Origin of the sequence: Rhizobium sp. 11_C7_N12_5, assembly GCF_051811145.1 — a bacterium.
Classification (GTDB): Bacteria; Pseudomonadota; Alphaproteobacteria; order Rhizobiales; family Rhizobiaceae; genus Rhizobium; species Rhizobium lusitanum.
Genome location: NZ_JBPWPY010000002.1, coordinates 633,878 through 650,548, shown reverse-complemented (window position 1 = coordinate 650,548; position 16,671 = coordinate 633,878). Strand labels below are relative to the sequence as shown.

Annotated in this window: 13 protein-coding genes and 2 pseudogenes; 9 read left to right on the top strand and 6 right to left on the bottom strand. The window is 60.4% G+C overall.

The features are described 5' to 3' along the window. Positions 1-31: 31 nt before the first annotated feature. The 7 genes and pseudogenes from AB8B29_RS22120 (at position 32) to AB8B29_RS22090 (ending at position 6,493) form a co-directional block, all read left to right on the top strand. Positions 32-1,042 carry an ABC transporter permease gene (locus AB8B29_RS22120; RefSeq protein ID WP_037197612.1) on the top strand — a complete coding sequence of 337 codons (1,011 nt, stop codon included), beginning with the start codon at positions 32-34 and terminating at the stop codon, positions 1,040-1,042. Continuing rightward, a complete protein-coding gene (locus AB8B29_RS22115) occupies positions 1,039-1,887 on the top strand; it encodes an ABC transporter permease (RefSeq protein WP_037197611.1) in 849 nt (282 codons plus the stop codon). Before AB8B29_RS22120 ends, AB8B29_RS22115 begins: the two co-directional genes overlap by 4 nt. Next, complete coding sequence (locus tag AB8B29_RS22110; protein ID WP_037197610.1) at positions 1,866-3,596, top strand: dipeptide ABC transporter ATP-binding protein; 1,731 nt, start codon at positions 1,866-1,868, stop codon at positions 3,594-3,596. The genes AB8B29_RS22115 and AB8B29_RS22110 overlap by 22 nt, the downstream gene beginning before the upstream one ends. Further along, positions 3,593-4,675, top strand: coding sequence for an LLM class flavin-dependent oxidoreductase (locus AB8B29_RS22105; RefSeq protein WP_037197609.1), 1,083 nt, complete (start codon positions 3,593-3,595; stop codon positions 4,673-4,675). Before AB8B29_RS22110 ends, AB8B29_RS22105 begins: the two co-directional genes overlap by 4 nt. A 70-nt stretch (positions 4,676-4,745) precedes the next feature. Beyond that, positions 4,746-4,984 (top strand): annotated as a pseudogene (locus AB8B29_RS22100) (transposase); the annotation flags it as partial. Between the two features lie 240 nt (positions 4,985-5,224). Next, entirely contained in the window at positions 5,225-5,692 is a 468-nt protein-coding gene (locus tag AB8B29_RS22095; RefSeq protein ID WP_092575208.1) for a cytochrome c, read from the top strand. Between the two features lie 33 nt (positions 5,693-5,725). After that, positions 5,726-6,493, top strand: a complete 768-nt coding sequence (locus AB8B29_RS22090; RefSeq protein ID WP_051963606.1) for a cytochrome b/b6 domain-containing protein — start codon at positions 5,726-5,728, stop codon at positions 6,491-6,493. Here AB8B29_RS22090 and AB8B29_RS22085 read toward each other — a convergent pair. Together AB8B29_RS22085 and AB8B29_RS22080 are read right to left on the bottom strand one after the other, a co-directional pair. Beyond that, on the bottom strand, positions 6,490-7,833 hold the full coding sequence (locus tag AB8B29_RS22085; RefSeq protein ID WP_037197606.1) for a sensor histidine kinase: 1,344 nt from the start codon (positions 7,831-7,833) through the stop codon (positions 6,490-6,492). The genes AB8B29_RS22090 and AB8B29_RS22085 overlap by 4 nt on opposite strands. After that, the gene (locus AB8B29_RS22080; protein WP_037197604.1) at positions 7,826-8,509 is read right to left on the bottom strand and encodes a response regulator transcription factor; all 684 of its coding nucleotides are present in this window, start codon (positions 8,507-8,509) and stop codon (positions 7,826-7,828) included. Before AB8B29_RS22080 ends, AB8B29_RS22085 begins: the two co-directional genes overlap by 8 nt. A gap of 605 nt (positions 8,510-9,114) precedes the next feature. Between AB8B29_RS22080 and AB8B29_RS22075 the strand changes: the two are divergent. Next, positions 9,115-9,255 (top strand): annotated as a pseudogene (locus AB8B29_RS22075) (aldo/keto reductase); the annotation flags it as partial. 170 nt (positions 9,256-9,425) lie between these two features. On the opposite strand, the gene AB8B29_RS22070 reads toward AB8B29_RS22075, so the two are convergent. The 3 genes from AB8B29_RS22070 to AB8B29_RS22060 all read right to left on the bottom strand — a co-directional run bounded on the left by AB8B29_RS22070 (position 9,426) and on the right by AB8B29_RS22060 (position 14,281). After that, a complete protein-coding gene (locus tag AB8B29_RS22070) occupies positions 9,426-10,628 on the bottom strand; it encodes a glutathione synthase (protein WP_037197736.1) in 1,203 nt (400 codons plus the stop codon). Between the two features lie 410 nt (positions 10,629-11,038). Then, positions 11,039-12,901 carry an adenine deaminase gene (locus tag AB8B29_RS22065; RefSeq protein ID WP_037197602.1) on the bottom strand — a complete coding sequence of 621 codons (1,863 nt, stop codon included), beginning with the start codon at positions 12,899-12,901 and terminating at the stop codon, positions 11,039-11,041. Positions 12,902-12,913: 12 nt separating this feature from the next. Continuing rightward, positions 12,914-14,281 carry an NCS2 family permease gene (locus tag AB8B29_RS22060; protein ID WP_052212470.1) on the bottom strand — a complete coding sequence of 456 codons (1,368 nt, stop codon included), beginning with the start codon at positions 14,279-14,281 and terminating at the stop codon, positions 12,914-12,916. A 400-nt stretch (positions 14,282-14,681) separates the two neighbouring features. On the opposite strand from AB8B29_RS22060, the gene AB8B29_RS22055 reads away from it, so the two are divergent. Then, positions 14,682-15,467 (top strand): AraC family transcriptional regulator, encoded by a 786-nt coding sequence (locus AB8B29_RS22055; RefSeq protein ID WP_047639972.1) that lies wholly within the window; start codon positions 14,682-14,684, stop codon positions 15,465-15,467. Positions 15,468-15,726: 259 nt separating this feature from the next. Here AB8B29_RS22055 and AB8B29_RS22050 read toward each other — a convergent pair whose 3' ends face one another. Continuing rightward, on the bottom strand, positions 15,727-16,659 hold the full coding sequence (locus AB8B29_RS22050; RefSeq protein ID WP_037197600.1) for a M14 family metallopeptidase: 933 nt from the start codon (positions 16,657-16,659) through the stop codon (positions 15,727-15,729). Positions 16,660-16,671 lie beyond the last annotated feature (12 nt).

Genomic DNA, 16,671 nt, shown 5'->3' with positions numbered 1-16,671 from the left:
TCGACCGAGCAACGCAAGAAGGTGACCGGCAATGAGCAAAGCCTATCTAAACTACGGTGCAAAGCGCCTCGTGCAGGCGATCGTCGTAATCCTGTTGGCTTATGTCTTCACCTTCGTCGTTGTCAGCATCCTGCCCGGCGACCCCATCACCAATGTCTTGAACAATCCTCAGAATGGGTTCACGCAAGAGGAGATTAAGGAGATCATCGCCGCTCAGGGTCTGGATAGGCCGATCCCGGTGCAGTTATGGACATCCTTTTCCGGCTTCGTGACCGGCGATCTGGGCCTGTCGATGCGGACCAATCGGCCTGTGACGACCCTGATCGCCGAGGTCCTCCCGTCGACGTTGGTCCTTGCTTCCGCAGGCCTCATCGTCGCGCTTCTGCTGGCGGCGGTGATCGCCTATGGCACACAGTTTGTTCCGAAACGGTTGGGCCAGGGCCTGCTGCGAGGCTTCCCGTCATTGTTCCTGTCAGTGCCAAACTTCGTGATCGGCCTGGTGCTGATCCACCTCTTCGGTTTCCAGCTTGGCGTCTTTCGCGTAATTGAGCCCGACAGCGTCTGGGCGACCCTTTTTGCGGCGATCGCCCTCGGTATCCCCATCTCCGCGCAGATCGCCGAAGTACTGATCGCGAACCTCGACCATGAGTCCGGGCAGGAATACGCCGCTGTCGCGCGAGGCCGTGGCCTCGGGCAAATGCGCCTGTTCGCCAAGCACCTGCTTAAGCCGTCCTCGCTCCCGGTCGTCACCGTCATCGCGCTGACTATCGGCGAACTGCTCGGGGGCTCGCTGATCACCGAGACGGTCTTTGGACGCACCGGTCTTGGCAGCTTGGTGCAGCGTTCGGTGAGCACTCAAGACCTGCCCGTCCTTCAGGCGGTCGTCTCGCTGGCAGCGGTGGTCTTCGTGATCGTCAACCTGATCGCCGACCTCGCCTACCCGCTACTCGACCCGCGCGTAAAGCTCCTCGGCGCTCCCGAGCGTCGTCCAACCACGGCTGATGAAGGCGCCGTCAGCGTTTCCAAGGCGGTGACATCATGACCCTCGCCTCTGCCTACTCGACCTCGCGTGTCACGGCGATCAGCCGGCTGACAACCCTCCGTATGCCGCCGGTCGTCGCGCTCTCTTTCGCAATCGTCGCGATCGCGATTGCCTGGTCGGTCGCCCCAAGCCTGTTCACGAGCTACGACCCTATCAACGGCATTCCTGCTCAAAAACTGCTCGGCCCCACCGCGGCGCACTGGTTCGGCACCGATCACCTCGGTCGCGACCTCTTCACCCGTGTCGTCTATGGCACAGCCTCCTCGGTGGCGAGCGCGCTGATCGCCGTAGTCATCGGCGTTGCCGCTGGCGGCCTCATCGGCCTGCTGGCCGGCTTCTTCGGCGGCTGGGTGGACACCGTGTTCGCCCGCCTGGTCGACGTATTGCTTGCAATTCCAAAATTCCTGCTGGCCGTCATCGTCGTCACGGCCATCGGCTTCGACACCACGAACGCCGCTATCGCAACGGGCGTTTCGGCGGTGGCCCTCTTTGCCCGGGTGATGCGCTCCGAGGTCATCAAGACCCGGCAGGCGACGTTCGTCGAGTCTTCCTTTCTGCTGGGCGGGTCGCGCTGGCACATCCTATGGCGCCACGTGCTGCCAAACGCATCGCGCTCGGTGCTGCCGCTGGCAGTGCTGCAGTTCGGCGACTCGATCCTGATAATCGCCAGTCTCGCTTTTCTCGGTTACGGCGACCCGCCGCCCGCCTCCGATTGGGGCCTGCTGATCTCGATCGGCAAGGACTATCTCAAATGGCCGTGGCTCGTTTACGCGCCCGCTTTTGTCACAATCGCGACCGTCCTCTCTGTAAACAGGATCAGCCGATGGCTCCGCAAGACAGACTGACTGAGCTTTTCACTCGCACTGACACCACCGGGTCGGCGCTGCAGCGATCGGCCTCACTGCTCCGGATCGACGGGTTGTCGGTTTCCTACGGACCGCACCAAGTCGTCAGCGACGTCGGATTTGAACTCGGCCGCGGCAAGAGCCTCGCTCTCATCGGCGAGTCGGGCTCGGGCAAATCGACGATTGCCCGAGCCGTGCTGCGACTGCTTCCCACCGGTGGGCGCGCTACCGGCCGCGTCGAGTTCGACGGCCAAGAGGTGCTGGGGCTCTCGGAGCGGCGTTTCCGGCCGTTGCGGGGACGTGCTATCGGGTTCGTCCCGCAAGACCCCGGCAACTCGCTCAACCCGGTGCGGACGATCGGCGCCCAGGCGATGGAGGCTGCCGCGCTCATCGACGAGCCCAATAAAACACTCCGCAAGGCGCTGATCTTGGAGACATTCGCTCAAGTTGGGCTCGACAATCCCCAGCGAGTTTATGACTCCCACCCGCATCAACTGTCCGGCGGCATGCTGCAGCGTGTGCTGATTGGCCTTGCAGTTCTTCCACGGCCGTTGCTGCTGGTCGCAGACGAGCCGACCTCCGCGCTCGACGTCACGATCCAGAAGCGCATCCTCGACTTGCTTTCCAAGTTGCAGCACGAGTTGGAAATCAGCCTGCTCCTCATCACCCACGATCTGGCGATCGCCTCCGAACGGGCGGACTCGCTGGTGGTGCTCAAGGACGGCGTCATCCAGGAAGCCGGCAACACCGCGGCCGTCTTCTCCTCGCCTGCTTCGGCATACGCGAAGAAGCTGCACGCCGACGTTCCGGCCCTCAACCCCGATCGCTATCGTGCACTGCGCGACCCCGCCTTCCGCTTCATCGGGGCCAAGGCTGACAAGGCGCCGAAGATCGAGGTCAGCGGCGTCACGAAGACCTTCACGGTCGACGGCAAGGTATTAACGGCCGTCGATGACGTGTCGTTTGCCGTCCAGGCTGGCACCACACACGCGCTTGTCGGCGAATCAGGTTCGGGCAAGACGACGGCAATCCGGCTGTTGCTTGGGCTCGAGCAACCCGACATCGGAAACATCACCGTCGCCGGCGAACAGCTCAACGGTCGCTCGCACGAGTCGCTGCGCGCGGTATGGCGCCACCTTCAGCTCGTCTACCAGAACCCGTTCACCTCACTGGACCCGACCTGGAAAGTCGAGCAACTGGTGCGCGAACCGCTGGACCGATTCGAGATTGGAACCCGCGAGGAGCGGGCCGCGCAGGTCCGCGAAGCGTTGGCCAATGTCGGGCTCGGCGAGCACCTGCTTGCACGCAAGCCGGAAGCCTTGTCAGGTGGCCAACGCCAGCGCGTGGCCATCGCCCGGTCGCTTGTCCTCAAGCCGGATGTGATCGTGCTCGATGAGCCGACCTCGGCGCTCGACGTCAGCGTCCAGGCCGACATCGTCGAGGTGCTGCTTTCGCTGCAAGCCAAGCTTGGCCTGACCTATGTGTTCGTCTCCCACGATTTGGCCCTGGTGCGCCAACTCGCCCACACCGTCTCGGTGATGCAGCGCGGGCGTATCGTCGAACACGGGACCGTCACCGACATCTTCGAAAACCCCCAGCAGCCCTACACCCGGTCGCTGCTGGAGTCGATTCCGTCCGGCGCCGCTCGCATCGCCCGCGTGCCACACCCGCAACCCCGGCGGATCTTCAACGAGGAAAAAATCGCATGAACGTGATTGCGCCCGCCAGAACGCTGTCCACATCGTTCCGACCGAAGACGCGACTCGGTTTCAACACTCGGGTGTCCTTCAACGATGACGCCGGGCCGGCACAGGGGCTGCGCGACGGGATCGAGCTGTTCAAGGCCGCGGAGCGGTTGGGTTATCAGTCGGGCTGGGCCTACCAGCGACACTTCGACCACTACCTGTCTTCACCGCTTCCGTTCTTCGCCGCGGCCGGCCAGCACACCAAGCATATCACACTCGGCTCGGCTGTTATCCCGATGCGCTACCAGGACCCTATCCTGCTCGCCGAGGCCGCTGGCACGACCGACCTGTTGATCGGTGGGCGCTTGGAGCTGGCCATCTCGACCGGCGCCAATGCGGCCTTCGACGCCGTCTTCGGTACAGTCGACACCGATGCCCGGACGGAGGCCAAGCGCCGCCAGTCGCGCTTCCTCGCCGCGATCACGGGCGAGGTCCTCCACACCGTCGCCGGGGCGGGCCAGGATGTCCCAGAGGGCGCCGAGCTGCGCGTGACGCCGCACAGCCCGACCCTGCGGTCTCGGATTCGGCAGGGCTCCGCCAGCCTGGGCTCCGCGGTGCAGGCTGCCGAGCTCGGGATCGGGCTCATCTCCGGAACCGTACAACACGACCACGCCGAGGGCGAGACCTTCGGAGAGTACCAGGCCCGCAGCATCGAGGCTTTCCGTTCCACCTGGCGCGAGACGTGGGGCACTGAGCCGCCGTCGGTCGCCGTCGCCGCCTCGATCCTGGTCGGCACCACTGCCGAGCTCCGGGAGAAGTACGCCGCCTACGACCTTGAGCGCCGCACCCAGGGAATCGCGGCGTCCCGTCCCAAGGGCGCGCTTGCGCCAGCCAATCAGCCGCCTGGGGCTCAGATTTCCCCGGTCTTCCATGGCTCCCCCGACGAGGTGCTTGAGGCGGTCCTCAACGACCCCGGCCTCGCCGCCGCAGACGAGATTGTGCTCTTCCTTCCGCCCGCCTTCGGTCTCGCCGAGAACGTACGGCTGCTGACCGACCTCGTGAAGACGGTGGCCCCGAGCCTGGGCTGGACGCCTGCCGCGTGACCACGCATAACCCTATGCCTTGACGGGTTCGCTATCTCGCCTTCAACGCGTTGCCCGCAACTCTTTGTGGCGGCTGGCGGGGCATCCCGGCATCGGCCCGATCACGGCAAGCGCTATCGTTGCGGCGGCACCCGATGCATCACTGTTTTCCTCGGGCCGTTCCCTTGCAGCGTGTCCTGGCCTGACACCGCGCTCGCATAGCAGTGGCGGCAAGGAGACGCTTGTGGGCATCAGCGGAGCGACAGCTTTACTCGGCGCCTACTCATTGTCGGGGCCACGGCGGTGATCCGTCGAGCAAGACAGGATAATGCCCATTTAATGTGAGATTCTCTTCATCGCGAATCTCAAATTGCCTGCCAAACGAAATCCAAACGGTCGCATTCTTACGTCCAAGTGCCACGCGACGTCAGGTTTCCAATCAATGGATCGCAACAGGCGAACCTGTCAAAAGCCTGTCATAGGACGATGAAAGCGGTCTGCTGAAGAGGTGTGATCGCGCATTTCGCCGCAATTGCTCCCCTAGATGTCAGGGCTCTTGAGAGCTGCAGTTTGGTCGTTGCCGTCAATCATCCGGTTCCGGCCAAAAGTACCCCATTTGGAAATCAACAAAAATCGAGCGTCATGACAAAATCGCAAAAATCATTCTCCAAGCTGAATCGTTACATCTGTGCCGGACTTGTTCTCGCCGTACTGGCGGTGCCGGCCGTTGCCGCTTCACTTAAGAGTATCATGGGCAGCATGGGCGATAACACGACTTCGGCCAAGGCGGTCCTTGCCAACTTCGACGGCAAAGCCGCCGAGCAGGTCCTGCGGCGCTACGCGGCGGATGCCGAGGCCGCCGACGCCATGTTTACCAACCCGGGCAGCGCCAAAGAGAAGGATCTCCATGCCCGCTTCAGCAAGATGGCCATGATTGCCAACACCGCGAGCCAGCAGGCGCAAGATAAAGCCTCGTTCCGCAAGGCATTCGCGGCGGTGGCAACCGAGTGCAAGTCCTGCCACGCGACTTACAAATAGCCGCTGCAAATTTCTCCGAACAGGACACTCCGTATGAGCGAACAAAGATCAGCCTATAAGCCTTACTCCCAGCCACCCGCCGAACATAGCGGCAAGACTTCATCCGCCAAGGGTGATGTCGTTCGTGCGTGGGACCTTCCCACGCGTCTGTTCAAATGGTCGCTCGTCGCTTTAATCCTGGTGGCCTGGGTCTCGAGCGGTTTCAACGATCCGGATATGACCGTTCACAAGGCGGCCGGTTACGGCGTTCTCGTGCTGGTGGTCTACCGCGCCCTTTGGGGTGTTTTCGGGAGTTCAACGGCTCGTTTTTCCGGTTTCGTGCGTTCTCCGGCCGCCGTATGGACTTACCTGAAGGCACTACGGCTAAACCGTGCGGGGCGCTATCTCGGCCACAATCCCGCGGGTGGTCTGATGGTTATCGGTCTCATCGTCGTTTGCGGTGTGCAAGTTCTGCTTGGGATGTTCTCCAGCGACGGAGTGACCGCTTCAGGGCCATTTGCTGGACTGGTGGGTGATACGGTTTCCAGTTGGGCTGCTTCGATCCATGCTGCGTGGTTCTATTTCGCCATCCTTGCCTTGGCCGGGCTGCATATCGTCGCGAACTTCTACTACCAGTTCGTCAAGCGTGAAAACCTCATCGGCGCCATGATCACCGGCCGCAAAAGGCGCGAAGCCTATGTCGATCATAAGGAAGCGACGGGTGGATCTCTGCCTGTAGCGGCTGTCTGTCTTCTGACAGCCTTTGGCCTGGTTTATGGCACAGTGACGCTGTTTGGCGGCAGTTTCTTCGCCTCAATCTAGGATTTTGGCTGGTCAAACAGGAGGGTCGTGGCGGTGCGACGGCCAGGATCCACCTCAATCTCCATCCGCCCGCCATGCAGCGCCATGATCCGGCGCACAATCTCAAGGCCGATACCCATATGGTCGGCCTTGAGATCGCCAAACGGGGGCTCGGCTGGTGCGTCAAAAATACCAGCATCATCCTTGACCGTCAGACGCGGGCCAGGACCTGCAACGACTTCGATGGTGGTGCCATCAGGGGTATGTTTGGTGGCGTTTTCGATAAGGTTGCGCAGCGCGTCGGCAAGCAGCGGCGCATGGCCTTCGATTGAGCCCGCGCCTAAATTGCTATAGGCGATGGTATGATCGCGGTCGTAGACCAGGGGGGCGATATCGGCGACCACCCAATCGGCTAGCTTTGCCAGGTCGACCTGCTGGAACACCGCACGGTCAGCGCTTTCGAGCCGCCCTAGCGCCGTGATCTGACCGACAAAATCCGCCAGTGCATCCAGATCGGCTTCGATTTTTCGGGCTCGCGGATGTTCGATATTGCCAAGCTCCAGCTTCATCATCGCCAGCGGCGTGCGGATTTCATGCGCAACAGCCGTGGTGAACAGACGCTGCGACTTCATGAGCGCACCAATGCGCGCAAGGCTCCGGTTCACGGCAGCAGCAAGATCGGCAATTTCGCGGGGCATGCTGGTCTGGTTGATCAGATGGCTGGGGTCGAGTGGATCGAGATGGCCGGCCTCTTGCGCCGCTTTTGCAACGGGGCGCAGAGCCTGGCGGATTGACAATAAGGTGCCGCCGAGAACGAAAAACAGCATGATCGCCATCGGGGTGGCGAGATGATCCGCAAACTCACGCCCGATCACCGCCCACATGATGCCATCGCTGTCGTGCAGGATCGCGATCTCGACAAAAATCTTGTCTCCATGGATTTCATAGGTCTTGCCGCCGGCGACGGCGAGCGGTTTGCCGTCGCTCAGCATACGAGACCAGAGGTCCGGCGGATTGACCTCCTGCGGCAGAAGGTGATTGTCGCAGCGCGCATCGCAGTTTGTATAGAGAATCTGACCGGAGGGTGTGCGGATACGGGTGATATAGAAGCCACCCCGGATGCCGTAGCGGTGGAGGTCGTGCGGCAGCTTGTAGGGCGCCTCGTCATGGCGGCGTTCGAAACCCTTCGACAGCTCTGCGGTTTCACGTTCGATCATCAACGTCGCCAACTGCTTGTTGTCGAAATAATAATCGGCAAAGACGAGTGCGGCCTGGATCGCCATGGCGAGCGCCGCAAAAAGCGCGATGCGCAGCGTGATGATGCGGATCAGCGTTGGCGGCCGGACAGACCGATCAACCATCTTGCCGCTTTTCCCGCAGCAAATAGCCGATGCCGCGTATCGTTTCGATGCTGATGGGCAAATCGAACGGGGCGAGGCGGCGGCGCAAGCGCGAAATCGCCAGTTCCACAGCATTGGTCGAGATGTCGTCGCCAAATTCGGAGAGCTTACTTTCGATTATTTGCTTAGGAGTGACCCGACCGGCGTTTCGAAGCAGCAGTTCCAAAACGGACCGTTCGCGCGGTGCGACTGCGAGCGGTTCGCCACCTGCCGCCACGACACCATTTGTGGGATCGAAAGATAGGCCGCCGAGGACAATGGATTCAATGTAGTGCGGCGCTCTGCGGCGCAGAAGGGCGCGGCAGCGCGCGAGCAATTCGATGTGATTGAACGGTTTGACGAGATAGTCATCGGCGCCGCCATCGAGGGCCGCCACGCGATCCTCGATCGAACTGCGCGCGGTGACGACGAGGATGGGCGGGATAAAGCCGTCACGGCGTAGTTCCCGTATGAGATCCAAACCGTCGCCATCGGGTAAGCCCAAGTCCACCAAGAGCAGGTCATAGCTGACAGTTTGTGTTGCCAGGAGTGCGGCGCCAACCGTCGCCGCACTATCCAGGCGCCAACCGGCCCGATGGACACTTTCGGCCAGCAAATCGCGTAGACGCGCACTATCCTCGACTAGTAACAAGCGCATACGCACCTCGATCTGCAATCATAGTGGTCACGCACCGCAACAACACATTGTCAGCACTACTTCCCGCTGGACTAGCGTTCAATCGAGACTGGTGAACCATACGATTTGAACGGGATTTTGCAAGAACACCTAATGCGGATCGGACCCTGCGCGGCGGAAGCTGTTCGCTACCCCGCTTCCCTTTCGCGCACATGAATGCATCCCGATCTACGCTTGGCACGCCGCGCGATATCGCAATATGGACGCTTGACTGGCCGCCTTCCGGCAGGTCTCCGCGACCGACGCACCTTCATCCACTTGGCTCAGGATGAGGGCCTTTTGAGTGTCCGAAATCTGTGATGCCTCCGTCGTCTTCCGTTCCCTCCAATCCCTCGCGTTCGCGCTATTCCGCTTTTCTTGCATAAATCTAATGTCCAACAACCTGATTATCCATCTCCCGCTCGGTAAATATATGCAGCATCGCAACGACGAGGAATTCAAAGATGAAGGGATTTCCGGGTATTGGCTCCGGCCCAGGCATGGGTTTCGCAACCGCCGAGGGGTTTGCCAAAGAGGGCTTCCAGAGCCGGCTCGCTGCTCTCTCTTTCACTGCTGTCGGCATCGAAATGACAGCCGCCGTTGATGCCGCGGTTGTGTTCAACGTGGAGATAGACATGGATTATCGCAAAGTCGGCCCGAGCGGCACGATCGTCACCGCCTATTGTCTCGGTACGATGAAGGCGCTGAATCGGTCGGTGGATGAGGCATGACGGGACCGGGTGCGAATGCGCGGGTCTACCTCGCCTGCGGCGTGACGGCTGCTGGGCTTCGCTTGCGATGACTCGTCTTTTTTCCGCTTCGGCCACCCTGCAACAGAGTGTCCAGCGCGGCTCAAGATAGCTCGTGCCGAATTTGTCAGAACTGGCGGCTCATGTTTCTAATATTGGTCGCGTTGCCGAGCGCGCTGTTCCAGGGCAGCTTCAAACGCTTGAAATAACTTCTTCATCACCTGCCCTTTGTAGGGAAACAGCTCCGCCGAATCCATGCAATGGACGTACATCCCAACATCGGCCTCGAACACCAGCAGGCGGCCGTCGGGCAATTCGGCGCAGTCGATGGCAAAATAGTCCAGTCCGAAACACCGACCGAGTTCGGCGAAGGCGTTTGCGTGGCGGATAGCGAAGTCCTCGTCGAACCTCGTCATCCAGGCGGCTTCCTCAGCGCGCCTGTCCTCGAAATGCGACATGCCGGCGTTCTGGTAATGCACCATCCAATGCTCGGAGACAGCCATATGGCTGGCATAGGCATTGCCGTCGATAAAGGCTATGCGCTGCTTGCGGAACTTGCCGTCCTCGCTGCTGTAATCGATGAATGAAGCAATATAAAATAACGGGTCGGGATGCGCTTCCAAGAAGCCGAGCAACTGCCGGGGGTCAACGATCTTTTCCATGCCGTGGCCGGCATGGGTGTCGAGCGGGCGGACGATGAACGGGTAGCTGGCGATACCGGCGGCAGCCTCCGGGCCCAACACACCGTCGGCGATGTCCTGAAGCACGTTTCTGGGAATTCGCGCAATGGCTGGTGTCACGACGGCAACTGCTTCCCGGAGCGACTCGGCGACGCCGTCGCGAGACAAGCCCATGACAACGCGCGGCGCATTGTTCATTATTGGGCCGCGCCAGTCCCGCAGCAATCTTTCGAGATTGAGTAGCACAGGCAGATTGTCGGTCGATTCGGCAACGGCAACAAAGGCGATGTCATGGTTCGGGATGACATCGAGGTTGGGCGTATTGGCATCGACATAGTGGAGTAGGACGTTGACGTTTGATTCTTCCAGCAGGAGCTCGATCGGCGCGTTAGCCGTGAAGTCGCCTTTTGCGACGAAGACGAGGACGTTGAGGCCGGTGCCACGACCGAATGTCAGCCGGTAGGTCTTCGAAAGCCGAAGCGCAGCCCTTTGGGCGATCGCGGCCTCGCTTTTTTGGCCTACCGAATTCATAATGATCGACAGGTCAAACAAAGCTGCTGCATCGGAATGATCGGCCGTTACCCGGGCAAGGAGGTCGTTCCACAGGGGCACGATGTCACGACCCTCGTAGATCGAGCGGATAATTTTTGCCTTGCCAATGATGTCGACCATGCCTGGCGTTCTTGAGTCAAGCGTCGGCTCGTTCGGCAAGATTTCCATCATTCGCTTTAGCTCGCGGGAAATATTCTCCCGTCTATCCTATTGGCAAATCTCATAAACGCGCTGGTTCCTTTTGAGCATAACCAACTGACAGTCATGGCTATCACCCTTCACTGACGGGACACTGAACTCGGACCAGCTCTTCACGTTTCTGAAACCTGGTCTGCCGCTGAAAAGCGATCCTTTTTTAGGTATGGCTTATGGGCCTCAGGAGCGCATTGAAATGGCAGCGACATAAAGCGGAAGAGATCGTCACGAAGCTCCGTCAGCTCCATGCACTATGATCTGGGCTATATCGATTTGAGCCAGAGGACCTTGCAAACCATCGACAACTCGACCCAGGTCGATACTCGCCGTTCGGTTCACCAGACGACGGGATGCGATTGGCCTGTGTTGACGTTGACAAGTCCTGACGGCACCTCATCGCTCGGCGCGACGAATACCCAGCGCCAGGGCAGGCAAGTCAGGGTGGCGAATATCAGCGTTTCCGGAAAGCCCGGTTTCCAGATCTTGGTAGCGGAAGGCTCGTACATCCACTCGATCTTTTCCGCGGCTGAGTATAGCTGCTGCATTTCTCGATCAAGTTCCTCGGCCGAGCGCGCCGTCATCAGGCCGCCGATCTCGTAGCAAACCTCTGCTACGATCTCACCCCGATGCACCAGCACCCATCCGCCGGCTATTTCCTGCAGGTGATTTACGGCCATCGCCATCGCACGGTCGGAGGAGCCCACCGTCCAGACATTGTGTGAATCATGGGCGACGGAGCAAGCAAGCGCAGTGTCCGGATCCGCCGGACCGCAGCCCAGCCAGAACATCGATGCCAGCTTTCCGTTGCCGCTATAGCGGTCGATGATTGCGAATTTCGTAATCTTCCGCGCCGTGTCCCGCTGGACCTCACCGTTTTCAACCTTCAGTTCCGTGGTCAGAAAGTCCTGATTCCAGTGAAAGGGGCGCAGGAGGGCGGCTTGTACGCTGTGGCGGTCGCTGGGAGCCCGAACGGCAAAATCCGCCGCAGTCAGGAGGCGTCCGATGTTCAGCGTTTCGCTCGCCCATTCCGGCCAGGAAATGTCGGGTTGCGGTCCGAGATATTGCTTGCCTTCGGAAACGAGCAAGCCGTCTGCGTAAACGGCTGAGATGGAAACGGACCCCACATCGTCGAGCAGCACGAGATCCGCATAGCGGCCGGGTGTAATGCTGCCCACCCATGCGTCGATGCGCATATGTCTGGCCGGATTGAGCGTGACGCATTGAATGGCGGTTTCGGGCGGGACGCCGTGCTCGATCGCGGACCGAAGATTGTAGTCGCTCGCGCCTATTCTCAGCGTTTCCGAGGCGCTGCGGTCATCCGTGGTAAAGGCGATATTGCACCAATCGGGAAGGCCGCGCTCAAGGAGGCCCGGCAAGACCTCGGGGAAATTATAGGGGCGGATCTCAATGAAGATGCCACGGTTTATTTTCTCCCAGCCGTCCTCGAAACTCCAGATCTCGTGGTCGGAAGAGATGCCGGACGCGGCGAAGGCACTGGTTTCATGCGCCTCGACAAGACCTGCACCATGCCCCTCGACAACGCCGCGCTGTTCGACCGTTGCGCGGATCATTCCCCATATCCGCTCATAGGCGGGGTTTTGCGGATCCCAGACCGCCGGCCAATCCATGACCTCGTCGAGACTGACCACGGACAGGTCTTCCGTCAGGAAACCGCGCTGCTCCTCATAGCCGTAATGGCCGCCGGTGCTCTCCCATCCGCTCGGAGGCACTGCGGAGCCGGGCTGGATGAAGACCTTGTGTGGTACGCCATGGCTGCGGGCCGTCTTCCAGAATGCCGTATTGTTGGGGCCGTCGACATTTGCGAATTCGTGGCTCGCCTCGCATGTCCAGGTGTTGCCTCTCGGCAGGACAAGGGCTGCCTCATATTCGGGCGTCAGGTGCGTGCTTTCGATGTGCTTGTGCACTTCGCCGAAGCCGGGAACGGCCGACAGGTCCGGATAGTGTACTCGGCCGGCAACCTCTCCCTTGTATTGGCCGGCAGGGCCGACCCAGGCGATGCGCCGTCCCTTGACGACGATCTCCTGGTCAAGAGCCCACATGCGCGTATGAACATTCAGCAGGCGGCCCACGCGGATCGCCAGATCCGCCGGTCTTTTGCCCAAGGCCACCAGGACGAGATCCTGGCGGATGGCGATATCGTCCTTTGCGCTGAGGATGAGGTCGTTTGGAAGGCTCATCGTGCGCGCTCCTTAAAAAGCCCGATGGGCGATAATGATGTAGATGATGAAGATGACATCGAGGGTTACGAGCATCGCGGTGAGTTTCTGCCACTGACGCGTCGCCAGAACGATCAGCGAGTAGACGAAGCAACCGATCGCCAATCCCATCATCAGATCGGTGGTTACGACCGTGATCAGGAGGATCAGGATAGGCGGAATGGCATTCTCCGGCCGCGACGTGTCCAGGTCGCGAATGCCTTCCATCATCAGAACGCCGACCATCACCAGGGCCGGAGCCGTCGCCTGGGCCGGAATGATGCCGATGAGCGGCCAGAAGAAAAGCGAGACGCCGAAGAGAACTGCGACGACGATGCCGGTCAGGCCCGTACGGCCGCCTGCTTCGACGCCCGCCGCCGATTCCACGTAAGCCACGACGGTCGATGTGCCTAAAGCAGCACCGATAATCGAGGCAAAGCCGTCAGCGGCGTAGGCCTGCCGGGCGCTCGGAATGTTGCCGTCCTCATCCATGATCTTGCCGCGGCGCGTCACACCGATCAGCGTGGCTGTCGCGGAGAAGAAATCGGATATGAAGAAGTAGAGCGTGATCGGCAGAACGAGCCAGAAGTGCGTGAAAAACTCATGGAAATCGAAGGCGAAGAAAAGCTCTTTCGGGATGATCGGAAAATCGATGATGCGATCGGGAAAGGCGGTCAGTGGCGCTCCATGCGCTGTGATGAACAGGCCGATCACACTCAGAGCGGCGATAGAGATCAGGAAGGCGGCCGGTATCCGCAATGCGAGCAGCATCGGCGTCGCCAGCACGCCGACGAGCGACAGCATGACGGCCGGTTCGGCGATATTGCCGAAGGAAAGACGGTCGTGGGCCAGAGACACCAAGCCGGCGTTCTTGAGGCCGAGATAGGCGATGAAAAGACCGAGGCCGCATTGTATGCCCAGCCGGATCGGCTCGGGAAAACCGCGGACAATCCGCTCGCGCCATCGGGTGAGCGACAGGATCGTAAACAGGATCCCGCCGATCAGGACCATGGTGAAGGCGGTCTGGTAGGATACTCCCATCTGCAGCACGACAACTTGTGCGAAGATCACGTTGGATCCCATACCCGGGGCGAGCGCGATCGGCAGGTTGGCCCAAAGCGCCATGATCAAGGTTCCCACCATCGAAGCGAGGGCCGTGGCGATGATGAGCGAATGCATATTCATGCCCGCGGCCGACAGGATCGCCGGATTGACCACGATGATGTAGCTCATCGCGCCGAAGGTCGTGAGACCGGCTACGACCTCGCGCGATATCGACGAATTCCGCTCCTCGATGCGAAAATATCGATTGAGGGCCGATAGTTTTGAGCCCTCCTGATCCGAAAAAACATTGCCTGTCATTACCTATCGTTCCCCTGCTTTTGACGTCGCGTTGGCAGCTTTTTGCTGTCTATCGAGCGCGATGAAACTGGATATCGTCATGAAAAGGCGGGCGCCATGACTGCGGCTTCGTGAAGTTGATTGGAACTCAGGAAGATATGCGCATTCGGACACCCGAGAGGCTTCGGTCGCTGCGTAGGGATTACTTTTGAGCGTGGCACGAATGCCCTAACCGCAGTGAGACAGGCGGGTTAGCGTTCACATAGAATGCGATGAGTTAGGCACGAATATTGCTTGTTATCGACATGGAACGCCGTCGCAAACTGGCAAAGGCCGAGGTTCTCACACCAACCCGCAGCCGACCGAGTGCAATTGGGTTCTACGCATCGGATGCGGGCTGTTCTGGAGGAAGGATCGAGTTATGGAGATTTTGAGTCGAGACTATAATTTTCACTTTCATAAGGCGACAAGCGACAACAATCCTGCCGGCACCTATTTCGGCGAACCACGTGTCGAGGTGTCGCTCATTATGAAGGGGTCGGTGCGGTTCATCGTCGACGGCCGTGTGCGTGTTGTGCATGCGCCCTGCGCCACATTGCAGGCGTATCACGTCGATCTCCACGCGCTATCGAACACCGACCAAAAGGTTCAGACAATGTGGTGCCACTTCTCCCCGGATGCGCTGTCGGAGGACGACTGGTCGGTACTGGAAAATTTGCCGGCCGCCCAGCCGATTCCTCCCTTGATGCCATCGCTCTTTGCCGGCGCTCTCTCCTTGCAGCAGGAATCCGATTCCCCGCCCGAGCATGATGTCACCAACCACATGCGCAATTCGCTCGGCCGGACGATCCTTGCGGAATATATCCGAGGCACCCAGCTTGCGGGGCGAACGAGGCCATTGCCGAAGGCGGTTAGCGTGGCAAAAAAGGCGCTCGACAGTGAATATTCACGATCGTGGACGGTTGCAAAGCTCGCGAGCCTCGCCGGGACAAACGCGAACTACCTCATTCATCTTTTCAAGACGTATCTCGGCGTGCCGCCGATGCATTATTTGTGGGAGAGAAGACTGGATGCGGGTATCCACATGCTGCAGTCCACCAGCCTGACAATCGACGAGATATCCCATCGCTGCGGATTCCGGAGCCCGGCGCATTTTTCACGACGGGTCAAGGACAGGAACGGCGCTCCACCAAGCCGTTTCCGATAGTGGCGGCATTCTCTTGCATTCGGCTTTCTGCAAGCAACAGCTTGCGACAAGGCATGGGCGGCTCAGCTATCCGGCGCCGCGAGGGGACACAGGGAGAAGGATGCCGCTCAGCGGATCACCCTATTGCCGCGGCGTCGCCGCCGGCTTCACGCGCGGCTCCCTTTGCATATGAAAATTCACCCCGGCGTACGGCGGATCGCATGCTCCGGGCGTGACATCGTTGTCGACGGCGGGGCATGCCGATGGCCGCTGCTTCCTGTCAGGACGTCGTCTCGACCGGAATACCGATGCCAACAAGCGCCTCGCCGGCGTTCACAGCCAGGGTGGTGAGTTGGTAAAGGACTTCGCCTGGCTTTTCGGCCACGATTGTCGCCAGCACGGTCCCGAACACGTCGCGAATTTCGCCGAGTCTGTCGCCGATGGCGATTGGATCGGACAGGCGTTTCGCGCTGTACCAAAGGCCGGACACGGGTGCGAGCGGCACGCTCATCGTCATGAGCCGCGGGGCAATGACTGGGTTGGTGGCGCCTTCGGTCATGTGCATGTGATGCATAATGCGCCCGATTCCATCCATCATGGCGGTAACGCTGGCCTCGTCCCAAAGACCGTTGCAGCCGATCTCGACAAGCACGCTCGGTATGCCAAGCGCGCCGGCCGCGCTGATCGTGTTGCTCTTCGATTGCGATCCAACCGAAATCGGCAGGCCGAAGGCAGCGGCCAGCGCTTCGGACGGCGCGTGGCCGCCGGGATAGATCGTGAAAGGCGTCAGGCTCTCGCTCATGTCACCGCCGTGCAGGTCGAGATAGGCGTCCGCCTTCGGGAATACCTCGGTCACGAGCCAGTGTGCAAGCCGCTGGCCCGCGCTGCCGTCCGGCTGTCCGGGAAACATGCGGTTCAGGTTGTTGCCGTCTTCCGGCATCACGTAGATGCTGCGCGCCCGGAACCCCGTGACATTGAGAATCGGGAGAACAAGAAGGGTCCCGCAGAGCTTCTGCGGGTCCGTATGCATCAGACGGACAGCAGCCTCGATTGAACAATATTCCGAAGCGTGCACGCCTGCAGTGACGATGAGGCACGGTCCCGGCTTAGCCCCTTCAACAAGGCCGAAGGGAATCTCGATCTCGGGTATCGGACGCAGGAATCCCTGCTCGATGCGTGGGCGCCCGGTCTTAAGTTCAGGTAGGTTTTGCATGCTGGTCTCCTA